This is a genomic window from Streptomyces uncialis, assembly GCF_001905345.1.
Classification (GTDB): domain Bacteria; phylum Actinomycetota; class Actinomycetes; order Streptomycetales; family Streptomycetaceae; genus Streptomyces; species Streptomyces uncialis.
The window spans coordinates 429426-442657 of sequence record NZ_LFBV01000006.1 but is presented as its reverse complement, the minus strand read 5'-3'; the positions used below and the strand labels follow the sequence as shown (position 1 = coordinate 442657).

Here is a 13232-nt window from a genome sequence, read left to right as displayed (position 1 = left end):
GCGGCGGTGGTGGCGGGAGGTCAACGGCCGGGGCCCGGCCGGGTGCCAGGGGTGCCCGCCGGGCCGGGCCCCGGCACCTCGCCCCGCGCCCGGGGCGGCCCGCCCCGGGGCTCCTCCGGTTCGGGGTTCCTCCCGGTCCGGTCGCGGGAGCGGTCCATCTCCCGCCACTCCGGCCGCAGTCCGGTCAGCGTGGTCGTCAGGAAGTACGCCGTCCCGCCCGCGAGCAGCACCGGAGCCAGTCCGAACGCGGTGACGGCCGCCCCCGCGATCAGCCCGCCGAGCGGGATACCGGCCCAGGCCAGCGAGGCGACGAGCGCGCTCACCCGGCCCAGCAGCGGCCGGGGTACCCGCTCGTAGCGGATGGCGCCGAGGATCGGGTTGAGGAATCCGCTGCCGAAGCCGTCGACCAGGAAGACGGCCAGCACCACCCACATCGGGGCACCGGACGCGAGGACCACGAAGCGGGGCGCCCCGGCGCACAGGAAACCCACGAAGAAGACCGGCCTGCGCGGCATCCGGTGCGCGACGGCCGAGGCGATCAGTCCCGCGCAGATCGCCGCCACGCCGCCGGTCGCGGCCAGCAGTCCGATGGTCGCCGGACCGTTGCCCGACTCCTTGGCCCAGACCGGCAGCAGCACGGTGACGAAGCCGCTGGCCAGCAGATTGGTGACGGCGATCATGCCGGACAGGGTGAGCAGCAGCCGGTCACCACGCAGAAAGGCGAACCCTTCCCCGAACCGCCGCCAGTACCCGGCCTCGACCCCCTTCCCCGCCCCGGACCCGGTACGGAGCCCCGCGCCGGACCCTGCACCCGACCCCGTACCGGACCCTGTACCGGAGCCCGCGCCGCGATGCTCGCCCGGGAGGGCCGTTCCCCGGCCCATTCCGCGCGGCAGCGTCACCGCGATGATCAGGGAACCGGCCGCGAAGCACACGGCGTTCACGGCGAGCCCGGCCATCGGCCCGGTCACGGCGATCAGCGCGCCGCCCGCCGCCGGGCCCAGGGTGGAGGCGAGCCGTTCGGTCACCCCGGCCAGCCCGGAGGCACGTTCCAGCGGGACCGCGCCGCGCTCGGCCGCCTCGGGGATCAGCACCTCCTTGGCCAGGTCCCCGGGCCCCCGCGCCGCTCCGATCACCGCGACCAGCGCCAGCAGCAGCCACAGGGGCAGGGCGTCCAGATGGTGCAGCACCGGGACCGCCACCGCGGCCGCCGCGCTGACCAGGTCGGTCGTCCAGGACACGGTGCGCGGCCCGGCCCGGTCGACCAGTGGCCCGGTGAACGCCTTGACCAGCACGTACGGCGTCATCTCGGCGAAGGCCACCAGCCCCGCCCGGGTCGCGCTGCCCGTCGTGCTGAGGACGAACCAGGGCAGCGCGATCGCGGATATCCGGGTGCCGACGACCGAGACCGCCATGGCGGCCAGGACGCCCCCGAGGGCACCGGAGCGCCACCGCCCCGGGGCGGCGGTCACGAGGACCCCGCGCCGGGGGACTCCGGTTCCGGCGGCGGACGGGTCACCAGCGTGATCCTCTCGGCATCCGGCAGGGCGCCCACGGCGCCGGCCGGGGCGTCCCGCAAGCTACCGGTCCACGGCGGCGCGCGGTTCGTCCTGGTCAAAGACTGCTTCGGCAAAGACATCTTCGCGAAGAGGTTCCGTCGGTGCCGTCGTGACTCTTCGTGAAAAACGCTTCGCGGAGATGGGTGCGCGCTACAGATACAGTCCCGCGTCCGCGCCGTCCCGGGCTCCCGGTACCGCCGCCGGGGAACTGCCCCGCCGCAGCGCGAACAGCTCCGCCAGCGTAGCCCCCTCGCGTCCCACGCCCTCCTCCGTACCGAGCCAGTCGACGGCCTCCGGGCGGGTCAGCGGACCGACCTCGATCCGGGCCAGGCAGCGTCCGGGCCGTACGACGGCCGGGTGCAGCCGCTCCAGGTCCTCGTTGGTGGTGACCCCGACGAGGACGTTGCGGCCCTGGCCGAGCAGACCGTCCGTCAGGTTCAGCAGCCGGGACAGGGCCTGCCCCGCCGTGTGCTTCGCGCCGCCCCGGATCAGCTCGTCGCAGTCCTCCAGGAGCAGCAGCCGCCAGCGGCCGTTCCCGGAGCCCTCGTCCTCACCGATCGCGATGTCCATCAGATAGCCGACATCGGAGAACAGCCGCTCCGGATCGAGCACGCAGTCCACCTGGCACCAGTCCCGCCACGAGCGGGCCAGGGTGCGCAGCGCGGAGGTCTTGCCGGTGCCCGGCGGGCCGTGGAGCAGCAGCAGCCGCCCCGCGATGTCGTCCGCGGTCAGCTTCATCAGCCCGTCCATCGCCTCCGCGACGGGCGCGGTGTAGTTGGCGCGCGCCCCGGCCCAGGTGTCGGCGGAGATCTGCCGGGTGGTGCGGTGCGGACCGCGCCGCGGCGACACGTACCAGAAGCCCATCGTGACCGTCTCCGGCTGCGGCTCCGGCTCGTCGGACGCGCCGTCCGTCGCCTGCTCCAGCACCCGTTCCGCCAGCTCGGCGCTGGTCGCGGTGACCGTGACGTCCGCGCCCTGCCGCCAGCGGGACACCAGCAGGGTCCAGTCGTCGCCCACCGCGAGGGTGTTGCCGCGGTTGTCGTCGCGGGTGGCCCGCACCACGGTCGCGCCGGGCGGCAGCAGGGTGGCCCCGGCCCGGACCCGCTCGATGGCCGTCCGGTGCGAGAACGGCTGCTCACCGTTCGCGAACCGCCCCAGGAACAGCGCGTCCACCACGTCGGACGTGCTGTCCTCGTCGTTCAGGGCGACCTGCATCGGCAGGACGGCGGCGAACGCGTCCCCCGGTACGGCGGCGGTTCCGGTGCCGGTTCCGGTGCCGGTGAGGCCCTCCGGAGGGCCGTTGTCGGCGGTGCCCGCGGTATCGAGGTCGGGGGTGTTCAGGGGGGCATCGGTGGGGCGGTCGTCGTCCTGAGGCTCGTACGTCAGAGTGTGCTCCGTTCGCGTGGGCATGCCGGACATGATGCGGCACCCGACTGCCCCGCGCATCCAGGTTTCCGGCCCGGCCCACCCGTACAGCCCCGCCCGCCCGACGGCCCGGAGTCACGCACGGCCGTCCCGTCGGCACCACCCGGCGCGGGCGGTCGGGACGCCCGCTACCCGCCAGGGAGTTCCCCGGTGGTCGTGGGCCTCCGGGGAACTCCCCGGTGTCCGGGTGGGGTCGGCTCCCCGGACACGGAGCAGGGCCGCCCGTGGTGAAGTGGGGGGAGGCGGCCCTGCGACGATCGTGCGGGAGTGCTACGGAACCAGCCTGAGCAGCTTGTTCGGGGAACCGGAGCCGGGCGTGGTCACCACGCTGTTGGTGGCGCCGTTCACCAGTGCGGTGGAGACCTGGGCGGGTGTCGCCGTGGGCCTGCTGGACAGATAGACGGCGGCGGCCCCGGCGACATGCGGCGCGGCCATCGACGTACCGGAGATGGTGTTCGTGGCGGAGTCACCGGTGTGCCAGCCGGCCGTGATCGAGACACCCGGCGCGAACAGGTCCAGCACACTGCCGAAGTTGGACCAGCTCGCCTTGGCGTCGGTGTTGCTCGTCGCCCCGACCGTGATGGCCTGGGTGACCCGCGCGGGTGAGGTCGAGGACGCGTTGACGCCGCTGTTGCCCGCCGCGACCGCGTAGGTCACCCCGCTGGCGATGGAGTTGCGGACGGCGTTGTCCAGGGTGGTGCTCGCGCCGCCGCCGAGCGACATGTTCGCCACCGAGGGGCCGCTGTGGTTGCGGGTCACCCAGTCGACGCCCGCGATGACCCCGGCGGTGGTGCCCGAGCCGTTGTTGTCGAGGACGCGGACCGCCACGATCCGCGCCTTCTTCGCGACGCCGTACGTCGATCCCGCGATGGTGGTGGCCACATGGGTGCCGTGGCCGTTGCCGTCCTGGGCCACCGTGTCGCCCTCGATCGCGTCGTAGCCGTTGCCGGCCCGACCGGTGAGCTGCGAGTGGCTGATCCGTACGCCGGTGTCGATGACGAACGCGGTCACCCCGGTGCCCGCGCTGTCCGGGTAGGTGTAGGTGCCGTTGAGCGGGCGGGCGGCCTGGTCGATCCGGTCCAGGCCCCAGGGCGCGTTGGTCTGGGTGGCCTGCACCCGCACCCGCTGGTTCTGCTCCACCGACGCCACCTTCGGGTCGGCGGCGAGCCTGCGGGCCTCGGTGGCCGAGAGGGTGGCCGTGAAGCCGTTGAGGGCGCTGCGGAAGGTGGTGCGGACCGTACCGCCGTAGCCCGATATGAGCTTCTTGCCCTGCGGTGTGGAGGCCCGCAGTCCGGCGTCCTTCTTGAGGGTGACGATGTAGCTGTCCTTGACTGCCGTCGGCGAACCGGCCGCGAGGACGGTGCCCTCGGCGGGGGCGGCGTGCGCCGGGAGCGCGGTCAGCGAGCCCATGAGACCGGTGGCTGCCGCGACGGCGACGGCCACCGCGATCCGGGCGGTACGCGTGGTGCGGGGGGTGCCGTGCGTGGTGGTGCTTCGCTGCTGTGCCATGACGAGGGAGCCCTCCTCCGGGCGGGCGCGTCGTGGGACGCGCGGTGTGGGGGGTGTGCGCGGGAGCGCGCACGGCGGCCCGGACGGACGCGTTCCGTTCGGGCCGTTCAGCAGCGTGCGTCATCCGCCCTGGCAGAGCAAGGGTGTTGACCACTTGTCATGGCGTCGTCATCTGAACGTAATTGAATGCATGGCGAATAAGGTGGGTTTGTTTCGGGGAGAATTGACATGGACACTTCCGGTTGAAAAGGCGTCCTGGTACGAAAGTTGAGCCAGAGATCCTGCTAAAGGGTGGTTCCATGAGACGTTCCCGACTTACGTCGTACCTGTCCGCGCTCCTCCTCGCCGTCGGCCTCACCGTCACCGGTGCCGCCACGGCGCAGGCATCCCCCCAAGCCGCCCCCACCGGCTACGTAGCGCTCGGCGACTCCTACTCCTCCGGTGTCGGAGCGGGTGCCTACGACAGCTCAAGCGGCTCCTGCAAGCGCACCCCGCGCGCCTACCCGGCGCTCTGGGCCGCGGCCAACTCACCCTCGTCCTTCCACTTCACCGCGTGTTCGGGTGCTCGTACGGGTGATGTTCTGGCGAACCAGCTCGGACCCCTGGGTTCCGGTACGGGTCTCGTCAGCGTCACCGTCGGCGGCAACGACGCGGGCTTCGCGGATGTCATGACGGCCTGCGTCACCGGCTCCGAGAGCTCCTGCCTGTCCCGGGTCGCCTCCGCGCGCTCCTACGTCGACTCGACGCTGCCGGGTCTCCTCGACCGGGTCTACACGGCGATCGGCGACCGGGCACCCGCCGCCCAGGTCGTCGTCCTCGGCTACCCCCGCTTCTACAAGCTGAGCGGCACCTGTGTCGCCGGGCTCTCCGAGCGGGAACGCTCCGCGATCAACGCCGCGTCCGACCATCTCAACGGCACGCTCGCCAAGCGCGCCGCCGACCACGGCTTCGCCTTCGCCGGGGTCGCCGACCGGTTCGCGGGACACGAGATCTGCTCCGGTGACGCGTGGCTGCACAGCGTCAACTGGCTCAGCATCGGCGAGTCCTACCACCCCAAGGCGAACGGCCAGTCCAGGGGCTATCTGCCCGCCCTGACGGCCGCCGCCTGACCTCCGCTCACCCCGACCGCGACGCGGGGGAGGTTCCGTCCGTCGACGGGACCTCCCCCGCGCACGTCACCGTGAACGCCACCTCGTCCGACTCCTTGCGCACCGGCGCGCGCACCTCGACCCGCAGCGCGTCCCGGTACGTGGACCACATGGCCCGGCGGACCGGCTCCAGGTGCTCCACCCGCCGGGTGAGGTCGCCGTCCGCCGGGAACGTCAGGGCCTTCCGGCCCGGGTCCGACGACCGCCCCGACCGGGCGTCCCGGGCTTGATGTCCCGGTGCGGCACCCCCGCCCCATCGGCGGCCCGCGGCGCGTTCAGCACCTCGGCGCCGATCCGGGCGGCCCGCGGCGGCGGCAGCGGTCCCTCGGCGTCGAGGACGTCCGACAGGGCGAGCCCCCGGACCGGTTCCCTCACGATCCACGGCCGGCCGCCGTCCACGGCCACGTCATGGACGGTGACCACACCCCGGTGCGACACCCGGGCCGCCGCCCACGCCTCGCGCTCCAGGCGGGTGTGCGGCCGTGCCGCCTCGGCCGCCGGGAGCCCTGCCGGGGCCCGGACCTCCTTCACGGCGACCTCCCGGTGCAGCGCCTCGTCCCGGGCGTGCCACACCGTGCCCATCCCGCCCTCGCCGAGCGCGGACAGCAGCCGGTAGCGCCCGCCGACGAGCCGCTCGGGCACCCCGCCGCCCGCCGGATCGCCTCCGGGCGCCCCGCCGCCGCGCTCCTGACCGTCACCGCTCGGTCCCCGGGTCACCGGCGTCCCCCTTCGCAGCGTGCGATTCCTCACAAAAGCAGCCCAGCGGGGGCCGCTTGCGACCCCCTCGGAAGGGTGGGGTCGAGGCGCCCGTGACCTGCGCCGGACCCCGGACGGGTGTGCGGGGTCCGGCGTGGTGTCCGACCGGCGGGCACCGTTCGGGCGGGGCACGGTGCGGACGGGTGCGCTTTCCGGAGGTTTGACGGGGTCGGTCGTGGGGGAATGTCCAACTTGCCCGGTAATCAAGGCGATTGGGGACCGAGGTGTGCGGAGAGCGTCAACCGGGCACCCGAGAGGTGAATCCCGTGGGCGGGATACACGGGTGTCACGGTGGGGCGATAGGGTTAACCTGCCCGGGTCGGGTGCCCTCGTACGGGTGGGGAGAGAAATGGAACAGATAACGATGCGAAGCAGGGCTCGCGTACCCGCGATCACCTGCGGGAGCAGCGCGACCAGCTCGCGTCTCGACCGTCATCTGGCGGTGCTGGGCGGTCCCGCCGTCCCGCAGCGCGAGACGGCCGAGGCGACCTCGCTGATGCGTGAACTGACGACGCGTGACACCGCTCGTGAGCCCAGCGTGCGCAAGGCGCGGGTCCGGCGTGTGTCGCTCTTCGCCCCACTGAGGAGGCTGCGCCGGTCGCTGTTCGGCGACCGCTGAGCGGGCCGCCCCGGCGGCCCCTGCTCGACGGCCCACCCCCGTAAGGCGCCGCGTCGCCATCCCGAAACCGTCATCCCCACGGTGCGCGGCGCCCTTCGGCACCCCCGGCGAGCACGGGTCACACCTGTGCTCACCGTTTCGACATCACCGGCACGGAGCGCCGGTCCGTCACACCCCGCGCGGCGCGGTTCGGTCCCTCCCCGGCCGATCCGCCGCCCCCCGGGCCTGTGTCGCGAACCCTCTTCCCCCTCCGTGCCGGACCGGCCAGCGCGCCGCGTCTCCCCACGCCGCCGTGCCCGCTTCCCCCGTACCCGGCGCCCGCACCCGCCGCGCCCACCGGAGGCCGGCCGTGTCTCACAGCAGCGCGAACTGCCCCTCCGGGCCCTCCTCGTGATGGTCGAGCACCGAGGCCGGACGGCGTGCCGCCTCCGGCGGCGGGAGCACCCCGGCCCCGCGCAGCTCCGCCGCCGTGAGCGGTGCGCCGCCCGGGTCCGGGACGCTCGCGCGCAGTTCCGCGAGCAGCGCCAGGACGGTGATCAGCTCCAGCAGCTCCGAGGTCCATGACCGCTGCCAGCCGGCCGCCCGGATCGCCGCCAGCGCCCCGGACCCCTCCGGGACGACTGTCCGCCCCGCGAACCACGACTCCAGGACCCGGGCCCCGCCGACCGTGAAGTCCCAGGCCCCGGCCGGGACGGGGGAGATCCGACCCTCGCCCGCACACAGCGTCTCCCCGTCACGGTCGTAGCGGAGTTCCCCGGGCCGGTCCGGGAGCGGCACCCGGATGTACGGGCGCCGGCCGCCCGGAAGCTTCGGACGCCCGCCCTCCGGGCGGCACATCACCCGCAGCATCCGGTGGCCCGTGGCGGTGCCGCGCGCCCAGGCGCCGGCATCGGTGGTCAGTGGGACGACACAGCCCCCGGGAGCGGGCCGGGCATACGCCACGATCCACGCGAGGACGTCCACCGGGGCGGGGGAGCCGCCCAGCCGGTCGGCCAGCCGCCCCAGCAGGCCCGGGGCGAGATTCGGCTCGGTGCCCCCGGGCCGCCGGAACAGCGGACGGACCCGCGGCGCCGGGCCGGACGCCGGCGCGGAGACCGGCAGCAGGGCGGACACCAGCAGGGTGGGCCCCGGGTCCCCGGACGGCACCCGCTGCTCGACGGCGAAGAGCTGGGCCTGGTCCGCGACCCGCCACAGTTCCGGCCGGGCCGAGTCGATCAGCCGGTGGTCCGGGAGCAGCCACTGTTCGTCGAACGGGCCGCACAGGACCCGCAGCGGCCCGGGGAGCGGACCCGGGTCGCGCGCCAGCCGGGCCGTGGACGTGCGCCGGCCCGGCAGCTGGGCGACCGCCGAGTGCGGGTCACGGGCCCGGGACACCTCGAACAGGGCCGCGCGCTCCGCTCCCCGCGCCCGCGTCAGGGCGTCCCAGCGGGCACCGAGGGTGTCCGGGTCCGGGGCGAGCGGCCAGCTCCGGCCGAGCCGGGGGGCGGCGACGGACCACGGCATCAGGTCCGCCAGCCGCGGAGCTTCGTCGTTCGTCACGCCCGGCATCGTAACGGGGCCCGCCCGGCGCGCCCCAGGTGTCCGCACGGGTGTGCGGGGCCCGCGCGGACCGGGACGGCCGGGTCAGTGGGCGTCCAGGGTGACCGTGAAGGAGAAGCGGTCGCCCCGGTAGTGGATGACGGCGAGGTCGAGCACCCGGCCGTCCTCGCCGTAGGTGATGCCCGTGTAGTGCAGGATCGGGCTCAGCAGCGGCACGTTCAGCAGCCGGGCCGTCTCGGGGTCGGCGAGCCGGGCCTCCACCGTGTCGGTGATCCGGCTGATCCGCGCCCCGACCACGTCCCGCAGGACCTTGGTCATCGGCCAGCGCCCGAGATCGGCGGGGTCCACCCGCGCGGCCAGCTCCGGACGCACGTAGTTCCGGGCGTGGTTGGTCGGCTCCCCGGTCTCCTCGTCGCCGCGCAGCCGGTGGTACATCACGACCTCGGCCAGATCCGGGAAGTGCTCCGCGTACGCGTGGGGCACCGGAGCGCTGCCGTGTTCCAGCAGCCGGATGCCCATGCCCGACTGCTGCGCCACGATCGCGTCGACCGAACCCAGCAGCCGCACCGGGGCCCCGCGCTGCGCCGCCGGTTCGATGAAGGTGCCACGCCGCCGGTGCCTGCTGATCAGGCCCTCGTCCTCCAGCTCTTTGAGGGCCTGGCGCATGGTCAGCACGCTGACGCCGTAGTGGCCCGCCAGCTGCTCCTCGGTGGGCAGCCGCAGCGGGTCGTCCGCCGACCGTCCGAGTATCGACGCGCGCAGCGACTGCGACACCTGGTACCACAAGGGCAGTTTGCGATTCAGGACGATCGAGTCCGGGGCGAATGCGGTCACGACGCTCTCCGAATCGGTGCAGTGGCCCCGCCGGTCCGGGGGGCCGGTCGCCCGCTCTCTGCTAGGCGTTCCTGAAATGGCGCTCCAGACCTTGCCACACATCGTCGTATCCGCGCTGGAGATGGTCCCCTCCGACGGCCTGCGCGGTCGCGACCACGGGCCAGCGGGTCTCGAACATGAACGCCAGCCCGTCGTCGACCCGCTGCGGGACGAGGGTGGCGGCGCTCGCCCGCTCGAAGGTCTCCCGGTCGGGACCGTGGGCCGACATCATGTTGTGCAGGGAGCCGCCGCCCGCCACGAACCCGCCCTTCCCGCCGGTCTTCGCGTCGTACGCGCCCTCGATCAGACCCATGTACTCGCTCATCACATTGCGGTGGAAGTACGGCGGCCGGAAGGTGTCCTCGCCGACCAGCCAGCGGGGCGCGAACACCACGAAGTCCACCGCCGCGAGCCCGGGGCTGTCCGAGGGCGAGGTGAGCACCGTGAAGATCGACGGGTCCGGGTGGTCGTAGCTGATCGACCCGATGACGTTGAAGGTCCGCAGGTCGTACACGTACGGCGTGTGGGTGCCGTGCCAGGCGACGACGTCCAGCGGGGAGTGGTCGTACGTCGCGGTCCACAGATTGCCGCAGAATTTGTTGATCACCTCCACGGGTCCCTCGGTCGTCTCGTACGCGGCGACCGGGGCCCGGAAGTCCCGGGTGTTGGCGAGGCCGTTGGCGCCGATCGGGCCGCGTTCGGGGAGCTGGAAGGGGCGGCCGTAGTTCTCGCAGACATAGCCGCGGGCCGTCGCGTCCAGCAGTTCCACCCGGAAGCGGACACCGCGCGGGATCAGGGCCACCTCCCCTGGGTGCACGGCGAGCAGGCCCATCTCCGTGCGCAGCAGCAGACCGCCGCGTTCGGGGACGAGGAGGAGTTCGCCGTCGGCGTCGCTGAACACCCGCCGGGTCATGGAGGTGTTGGCGTGGTAGAGGTGCACCGCCATACCGCTCCGCGTCGCCGCGTCGCCGTTGCCGCCCAGTGTCCACAGCCCGGCCACGAAGTCCGTGCCCGGTGAGGGCTTCGGCAGCGGGTCCCAGCGCAGCCGGTTGGGGTCGGGGACCGTCTCGTTGAACGGCGCCGAACGCAGCGCGCCGTTCGCGGTGCGGGAGAACGCGGGGTGCGCCGCGGAGGGCCGGATCCGGTAGAGCCAGGAGCGGCGGTTGTCCGCCCGGGGCTCGGTGAAGGCGCTGCCGCTGAGCTGTTCCGCGTACAGCCCGAGCGGTGCCCGCTGCGGTGAGTTTCTCCCGAGCGGCAGGGCGCCCGGCACGGCCTCGGTGCTGTGCTCGTTACCGAAACCCGTCAGATAGGTCAGGCTCTCCGCGGTCTTCCGGGCGGCTTCCCCGCTCATGGGCGCTCCCTCGTCAGCTATTCCTATGCATCACCGTAGGATTCGGTTCCCCCGCGCGCAAGAGCGATCCAGGGCGTGAGACCCGACCGGCCCCGCCGGACCGCTTCCCGCCCGGCCGGACACCCCCGCTCCCGCCCAGGTGAGGGCGTCGCCTAGGCTCCTGTGCCATGTCTCCGGCGTCCTCGGCACCGCGCCCCGTCCCACGACCGGGCGGGCGGCCCGCCCGTGCCGCCCGGGCCCTCCTCGTGTGCGCCGCGCTGCTCGTCACGGCCGCCTGCGGCGGCGGCTCCCCCGACCCCGGCCCGGGCCCCGGCGGGACGTCCACGCCGTCCCCGGTCGTCGGCACCCTCCTCGACACCACCGACCCCTCGGGCAACCGGCTGCGGGAGGTCCCCGAGGAGGAGGCGCCCGGGGTCCGGATCGCCGTCCGGCCCGGCTCCGCCGACACCTGGGACGTCCGGCTGACCGTCACCGGCTTCCGCTTCAGCCCCCGGGACACCCGCACCGGGCCCGTACCCGGCCGGGGCTACGCCGTCCTCTTCCTCGCCGACCGCAGGCTCGCCGAACTGCGCGAGCCCGGCTACCGGCTGCCGGACGCGGCCCTGGAGCGCGGCACCCATGAACTGACCGTCCGGCTGCACGCCGACGACGGCACCGTGTGGGCGGTCGACGGCGAGGCCGTGGAGGACATCGCCCGGGTCACGACCGCGCCGCGCAAGGACCGCGCGGCCGGCGAGCGGGCCCGCTCGGCGGCGCCGACAACCGCAACACCTTCGTGACCTGGACTTTCGCGCATATTGCTCGCATGTCAACATCTTGTTAACGCCAAGCAACGCGCCCTAACGTCGCGCTGACCGAAGGCCCTGGTGTGAGAGCCACACGGTGTCAAGGGCGAACGTTAGGTATCCACTCAATGCTGACCATCCTGGGCTTTGCCATGATCGCGACCTTCCTGGTCCTGATCATGATGAAGAAGGTCTCGCCGATCGCGGCGCTGGTGCTCATCCCCGCACTCTTCTGCGTGCTGGTCGGGAAGGGGGCCCACCTCGGCGACTACGTCATCGAGGGCATCGGCGACCTCGCCCCGACCGCCGCGATGCTGATGTTCGCCATCGTCTACTTCGGGGTGATGATCGACGTCGGGCTCTTCGACCCGATCGTCCGGATGATCCTCCGGTTCGCCAAGGCGGACCCCCTGCGGATCGTCGTCGGTACCGCCCTGCTCGCCGCGATCGTCTCCCTCGACGGTGACGGCTCCACCACCTTCATGATCACCGTCTCGGCCATGTACCCGCTGTACAAGCGCCTCAACATGAGCCTCGTCGTGATGACCGGTGTCGCCGCCACCGCCAACGGCGTCATGAACACCGTGCCCTGGGGCGGCCCGACCGCCCGCGCCGCGACCGCCCTGAAGCTCGACGCGAGCGACATCTTCGTCCCGATGATCCCGGCCCTCGCGGTCGGACTGCTCGCCGTCTTCGCCCTCGCCTACGTCCTCGGCCGCCGCGAGCGCAAGCGCCTCGGCTATCTCTCCCTGGACGAGGCCGTCGAGGCCACGACCACCACCGACGAGAAGGTCCTGGTCGGCACGGGCGACGGCAAGAACACCACCGGCACCGCCAAGCGCACCGGCGGTACGGGCACCGGCACCGGCGCCACGGGTACCGCGGGCGCGCCCACCAAGGGCGCCACCGGAGCGGACGAGGACGACGACAAGCACGAGGGCTTCCATGTCCTCGACCCCAACCGCAAGACCCTGCGCCCCAAGCTCTACTGGTTCAACGCGGGCCTCACGGCCGCCCTGCTCACCGCGATGATCATGCAGTGGATGCCCATCCCGGTCCTCTTCATCCTCGGCGCGGCCCTCGCCCTCACCGTCAACTTCCCCCACATGCCCGACCAGAAGGCCCGGATCGCCGCCCACGCCGAGAACGTCCTCAACGTCTCCGGCATGGTCTTCGCCGCCGCCGTCTTCACCGGAGTCCTCCAGGGCACCGGCATGGTCGACGAGATGGCCAAGACCGTGGTCTCCGCCATCCCCGACTGGATGGGCCCGCACATGGCCCTCGTCACCGGCGTCATGTCGATCCCGTTCACGTACTTCATGTCCAACGACGGCTTCTACTTCGGCATCGTCCCCGTCCTCGCCGAAGCGGGCGCGGCCCACGGCATCTCCCCGGTGGAGATCGCCCGCGCCTCCCTCGTCGGCCAGCCCCTCCACATGTCGAGCCCGCTCGTCCCGGCCGTGTACGTCCTGGTCGGCATGGCGAAGGTCGAGTTCGGCGACCACACCCGCTTCACCGTCAAATGGGCCGCGCTCACCTCGCTCGTCGTGCTCGGCGCCGGATTCCTCTTCGGCATCCTCTGAGCCGGCGGTGGACGGGCACCGGGCGCATCCGTCCGCTGCCGCCCGGTGCCCGTCCGCCGTCTTCCCCACCGCCCGGGTGACCGTG

The 13232-nt window shown here is 73.2% G+C and carries 11 protein-coding genes and 1 pseudogene; 4 read left to right on the top strand and 8 right to left on the bottom strand.

What is annotated here, in order from left to right:
- Positions 1-20: 20 nt before the first annotated feature.
- The 3 genes from AB852_RS24440 to AB852_RS24430 all read right to left on the bottom strand — a co-directional run bounded on the left by AB852_RS24440 (position 21) and on the right by AB852_RS24430 (position 4493).
- Positions 21-1415, bottom strand: a complete 1395-nt coding sequence (locus AB852_RS24440) for an MFS transporter (RefSeq protein WP_079184900.1) — start codon at positions 1413-1415, stop codon at positions 21-23.
- A 294-nt stretch (positions 1416-1709) separates the two neighbouring features.
- Complete coding sequence (locus tag AB852_RS24435) at positions 1710-2774, bottom strand: DUF5925 domain-containing protein (protein WP_073792406.1); 1065 nt, start codon at positions 2772-2774, stop codon at positions 1710-1712.
- Between the two features lie 480 nt (positions 2775-3254).
- Positions 3255-4493: a S8 family peptidase gene (locus tag AB852_RS24430; protein WP_073792317.1), complete on the bottom strand. Its 1239-nt coding sequence runs from the start codon at positions 4491-4493 to the stop codon at positions 3255-3257.
- A 299-nt stretch (positions 4494-4792) separates the two neighbouring features.
- Between AB852_RS24430 and AB852_RS24425 the strand changes: the two genes are divergently transcribed.
- Positions 4793-5602, top strand: a complete 810-nt coding sequence (locus AB852_RS24425; protein ID WP_073792316.1) for an SGNH/GDSL hydrolase family protein — start codon at positions 4793-4795, stop codon at positions 5600-5602.
- A 7-nt stretch (positions 5603-5609) separates the two neighbouring features.
- Here the strand turns inward: AB852_RS24425 and AB852_RS39890 are convergent, their stop codons facing one another.
- Both AB852_RS39890 and AB852_RS24420 read right to left on the bottom strand, forming a co-directional pair.
- Positions 5610-5783 (bottom strand): hypothetical protein, encoded by a 174-nt coding sequence (locus AB852_RS39890; RefSeq protein ID WP_178391098.1) that lies wholly within the window; start codon positions 5781-5783, stop codon positions 5610-5612.
- A gap of 80 nt (positions 5784-5863) precedes the next feature.
- Positions 5864-6283, bottom strand: a pseudogene (locus tag AB852_RS24420) (serine/threonine-protein kinase); the annotation flags it as partial.
- A 463-nt stretch (positions 6284-6746) separates the two neighbouring features.
- Between AB852_RS24420 and AB852_RS24415 the strand changes: the two are divergent.
- Positions 6747-7016, top strand: a complete 270-nt coding sequence (locus AB852_RS24415) for a hypothetical protein (protein WP_073792315.1) — start codon at positions 6747-6749, stop codon at positions 7014-7016.
- A gap of 354 nt (positions 7017-7370) precedes the next feature.
- Here AB852_RS24415 and AB852_RS24410 read toward each other — a convergent pair whose 3' ends face one another.
- The 3 genes from AB852_RS24410 to hmgA form a co-directional block, all read right to left on the bottom strand.
- Positions 7371-8564 carry a type ISP restriction/modification enzyme gene (locus AB852_RS24410; RefSeq protein ID WP_073792314.1) on the bottom strand — a complete coding sequence of 398 codons (1194 nt, stop codon included), beginning with the start codon at positions 8562-8564 and terminating at the stop codon, positions 7371-7373.
- A 75-nt stretch (positions 8565-8639) separates the two neighbouring features.
- Entirely contained in the window at positions 8640-9389 is a 750-nt protein-coding gene (locus tag AB852_RS24405; RefSeq protein WP_073792313.1) for a GntR family transcriptional regulator, read from the bottom strand.
- A gap of 61 nt (positions 9390-9450) precedes the next feature.
- The gene (hmgA, locus tag AB852_RS24400) at positions 9451-10779 is read right to left on the bottom strand and encodes a homogentisate 1,2-dioxygenase (protein ID WP_073792312.1); all 1329 of its coding nucleotides are present in this window, start codon (positions 10777-10779) and stop codon (positions 9451-9453) included.
- 167 nt (positions 10780-10946) lie between these two features.
- On the opposite strand from hmgA, the gene AB852_RS24395 reads away from it, so the two are divergent.
- Positions 10947-11558, top strand: coding sequence for a hypothetical protein (locus tag AB852_RS24395; protein ID WP_143201273.1), 612 nt, complete (start codon positions 10947-10949; stop codon positions 11556-11558).
- 134 nt (positions 11559-11692) lie between these two features.
- Positions 11693-13147 carry a CitMHS family transporter gene (locus AB852_RS24390; RefSeq protein ID WP_073792310.1) on the top strand — a complete coding sequence of 485 codons (1455 nt, stop codon included), beginning with the start codon at positions 11693-11695 and terminating at the stop codon, positions 13145-13147.
- Positions 13148-13232 lie beyond the last annotated feature (85 nt).

Excerpts from the sequence above, each read along its gene's own strand:
- AB852_RS24440 (WP_079184900.1), bottom strand. The coding sequence starts at position 1,415 with ATGGCGGTCTCGGTCGTCGGCACCCGGATATCCGCGATCGCGCTGCCC.
- AB852_RS24435 (WP_073792406.1), bottom strand. The coding sequence starts at position 2,774 with ATGCAGGTCGCCCTGAACGACGAGGACAGCACGTCCGACGTGGTGGAC.
- AB852_RS24430 (WP_073792317.1), bottom strand. The coding sequence starts at position 4,493 with ATGGCACAGCAGCGAAGCACCACCACGCACGGCACCCCCCGCACCACG.
- AB852_RS24425 (WP_073792316.1), top strand. The coding sequence starts at position 4,793 with ATGAGACGTTCCCGACTTACGTCGTACCTGTCCGCGCTCCTCCTCGCC.
- AB852_RS24415 (WP_073792315.1), top strand. The coding sequence starts at position 6,747 with ATGGAACAGATAACGATGCGAAGCAGGGCTCGCGTACCCGCGATCACC.
- AB852_RS24410 (WP_073792314.1), bottom strand. The coding sequence starts at position 8,564 with ATGCCGGGCGTGACGAACGACGAAGCTCCGCGGCTGGCGGACCTGATG.
- hmgA (WP_073792312.1), bottom strand. The coding sequence starts at position 10,779 with ATGAGCGGGGAAGCCGCCCGGAAGACCGCGGAGAGCCTGACCTATCTG.
- AB852_RS24395 (WP_143201273.1), top strand. The coding sequence starts at position 10,947 with ATGTCTCCGGCGTCCTCGGCACCGCGCCCCGTCCCACGACCGGGCGGG.
- AB852_RS24390 (WP_073792310.1), top strand. The coding sequence starts at position 11,693 with ATGCTGACCATCCTGGGCTTTGCCATGATCGCGACCTTCCTGGTCCTG.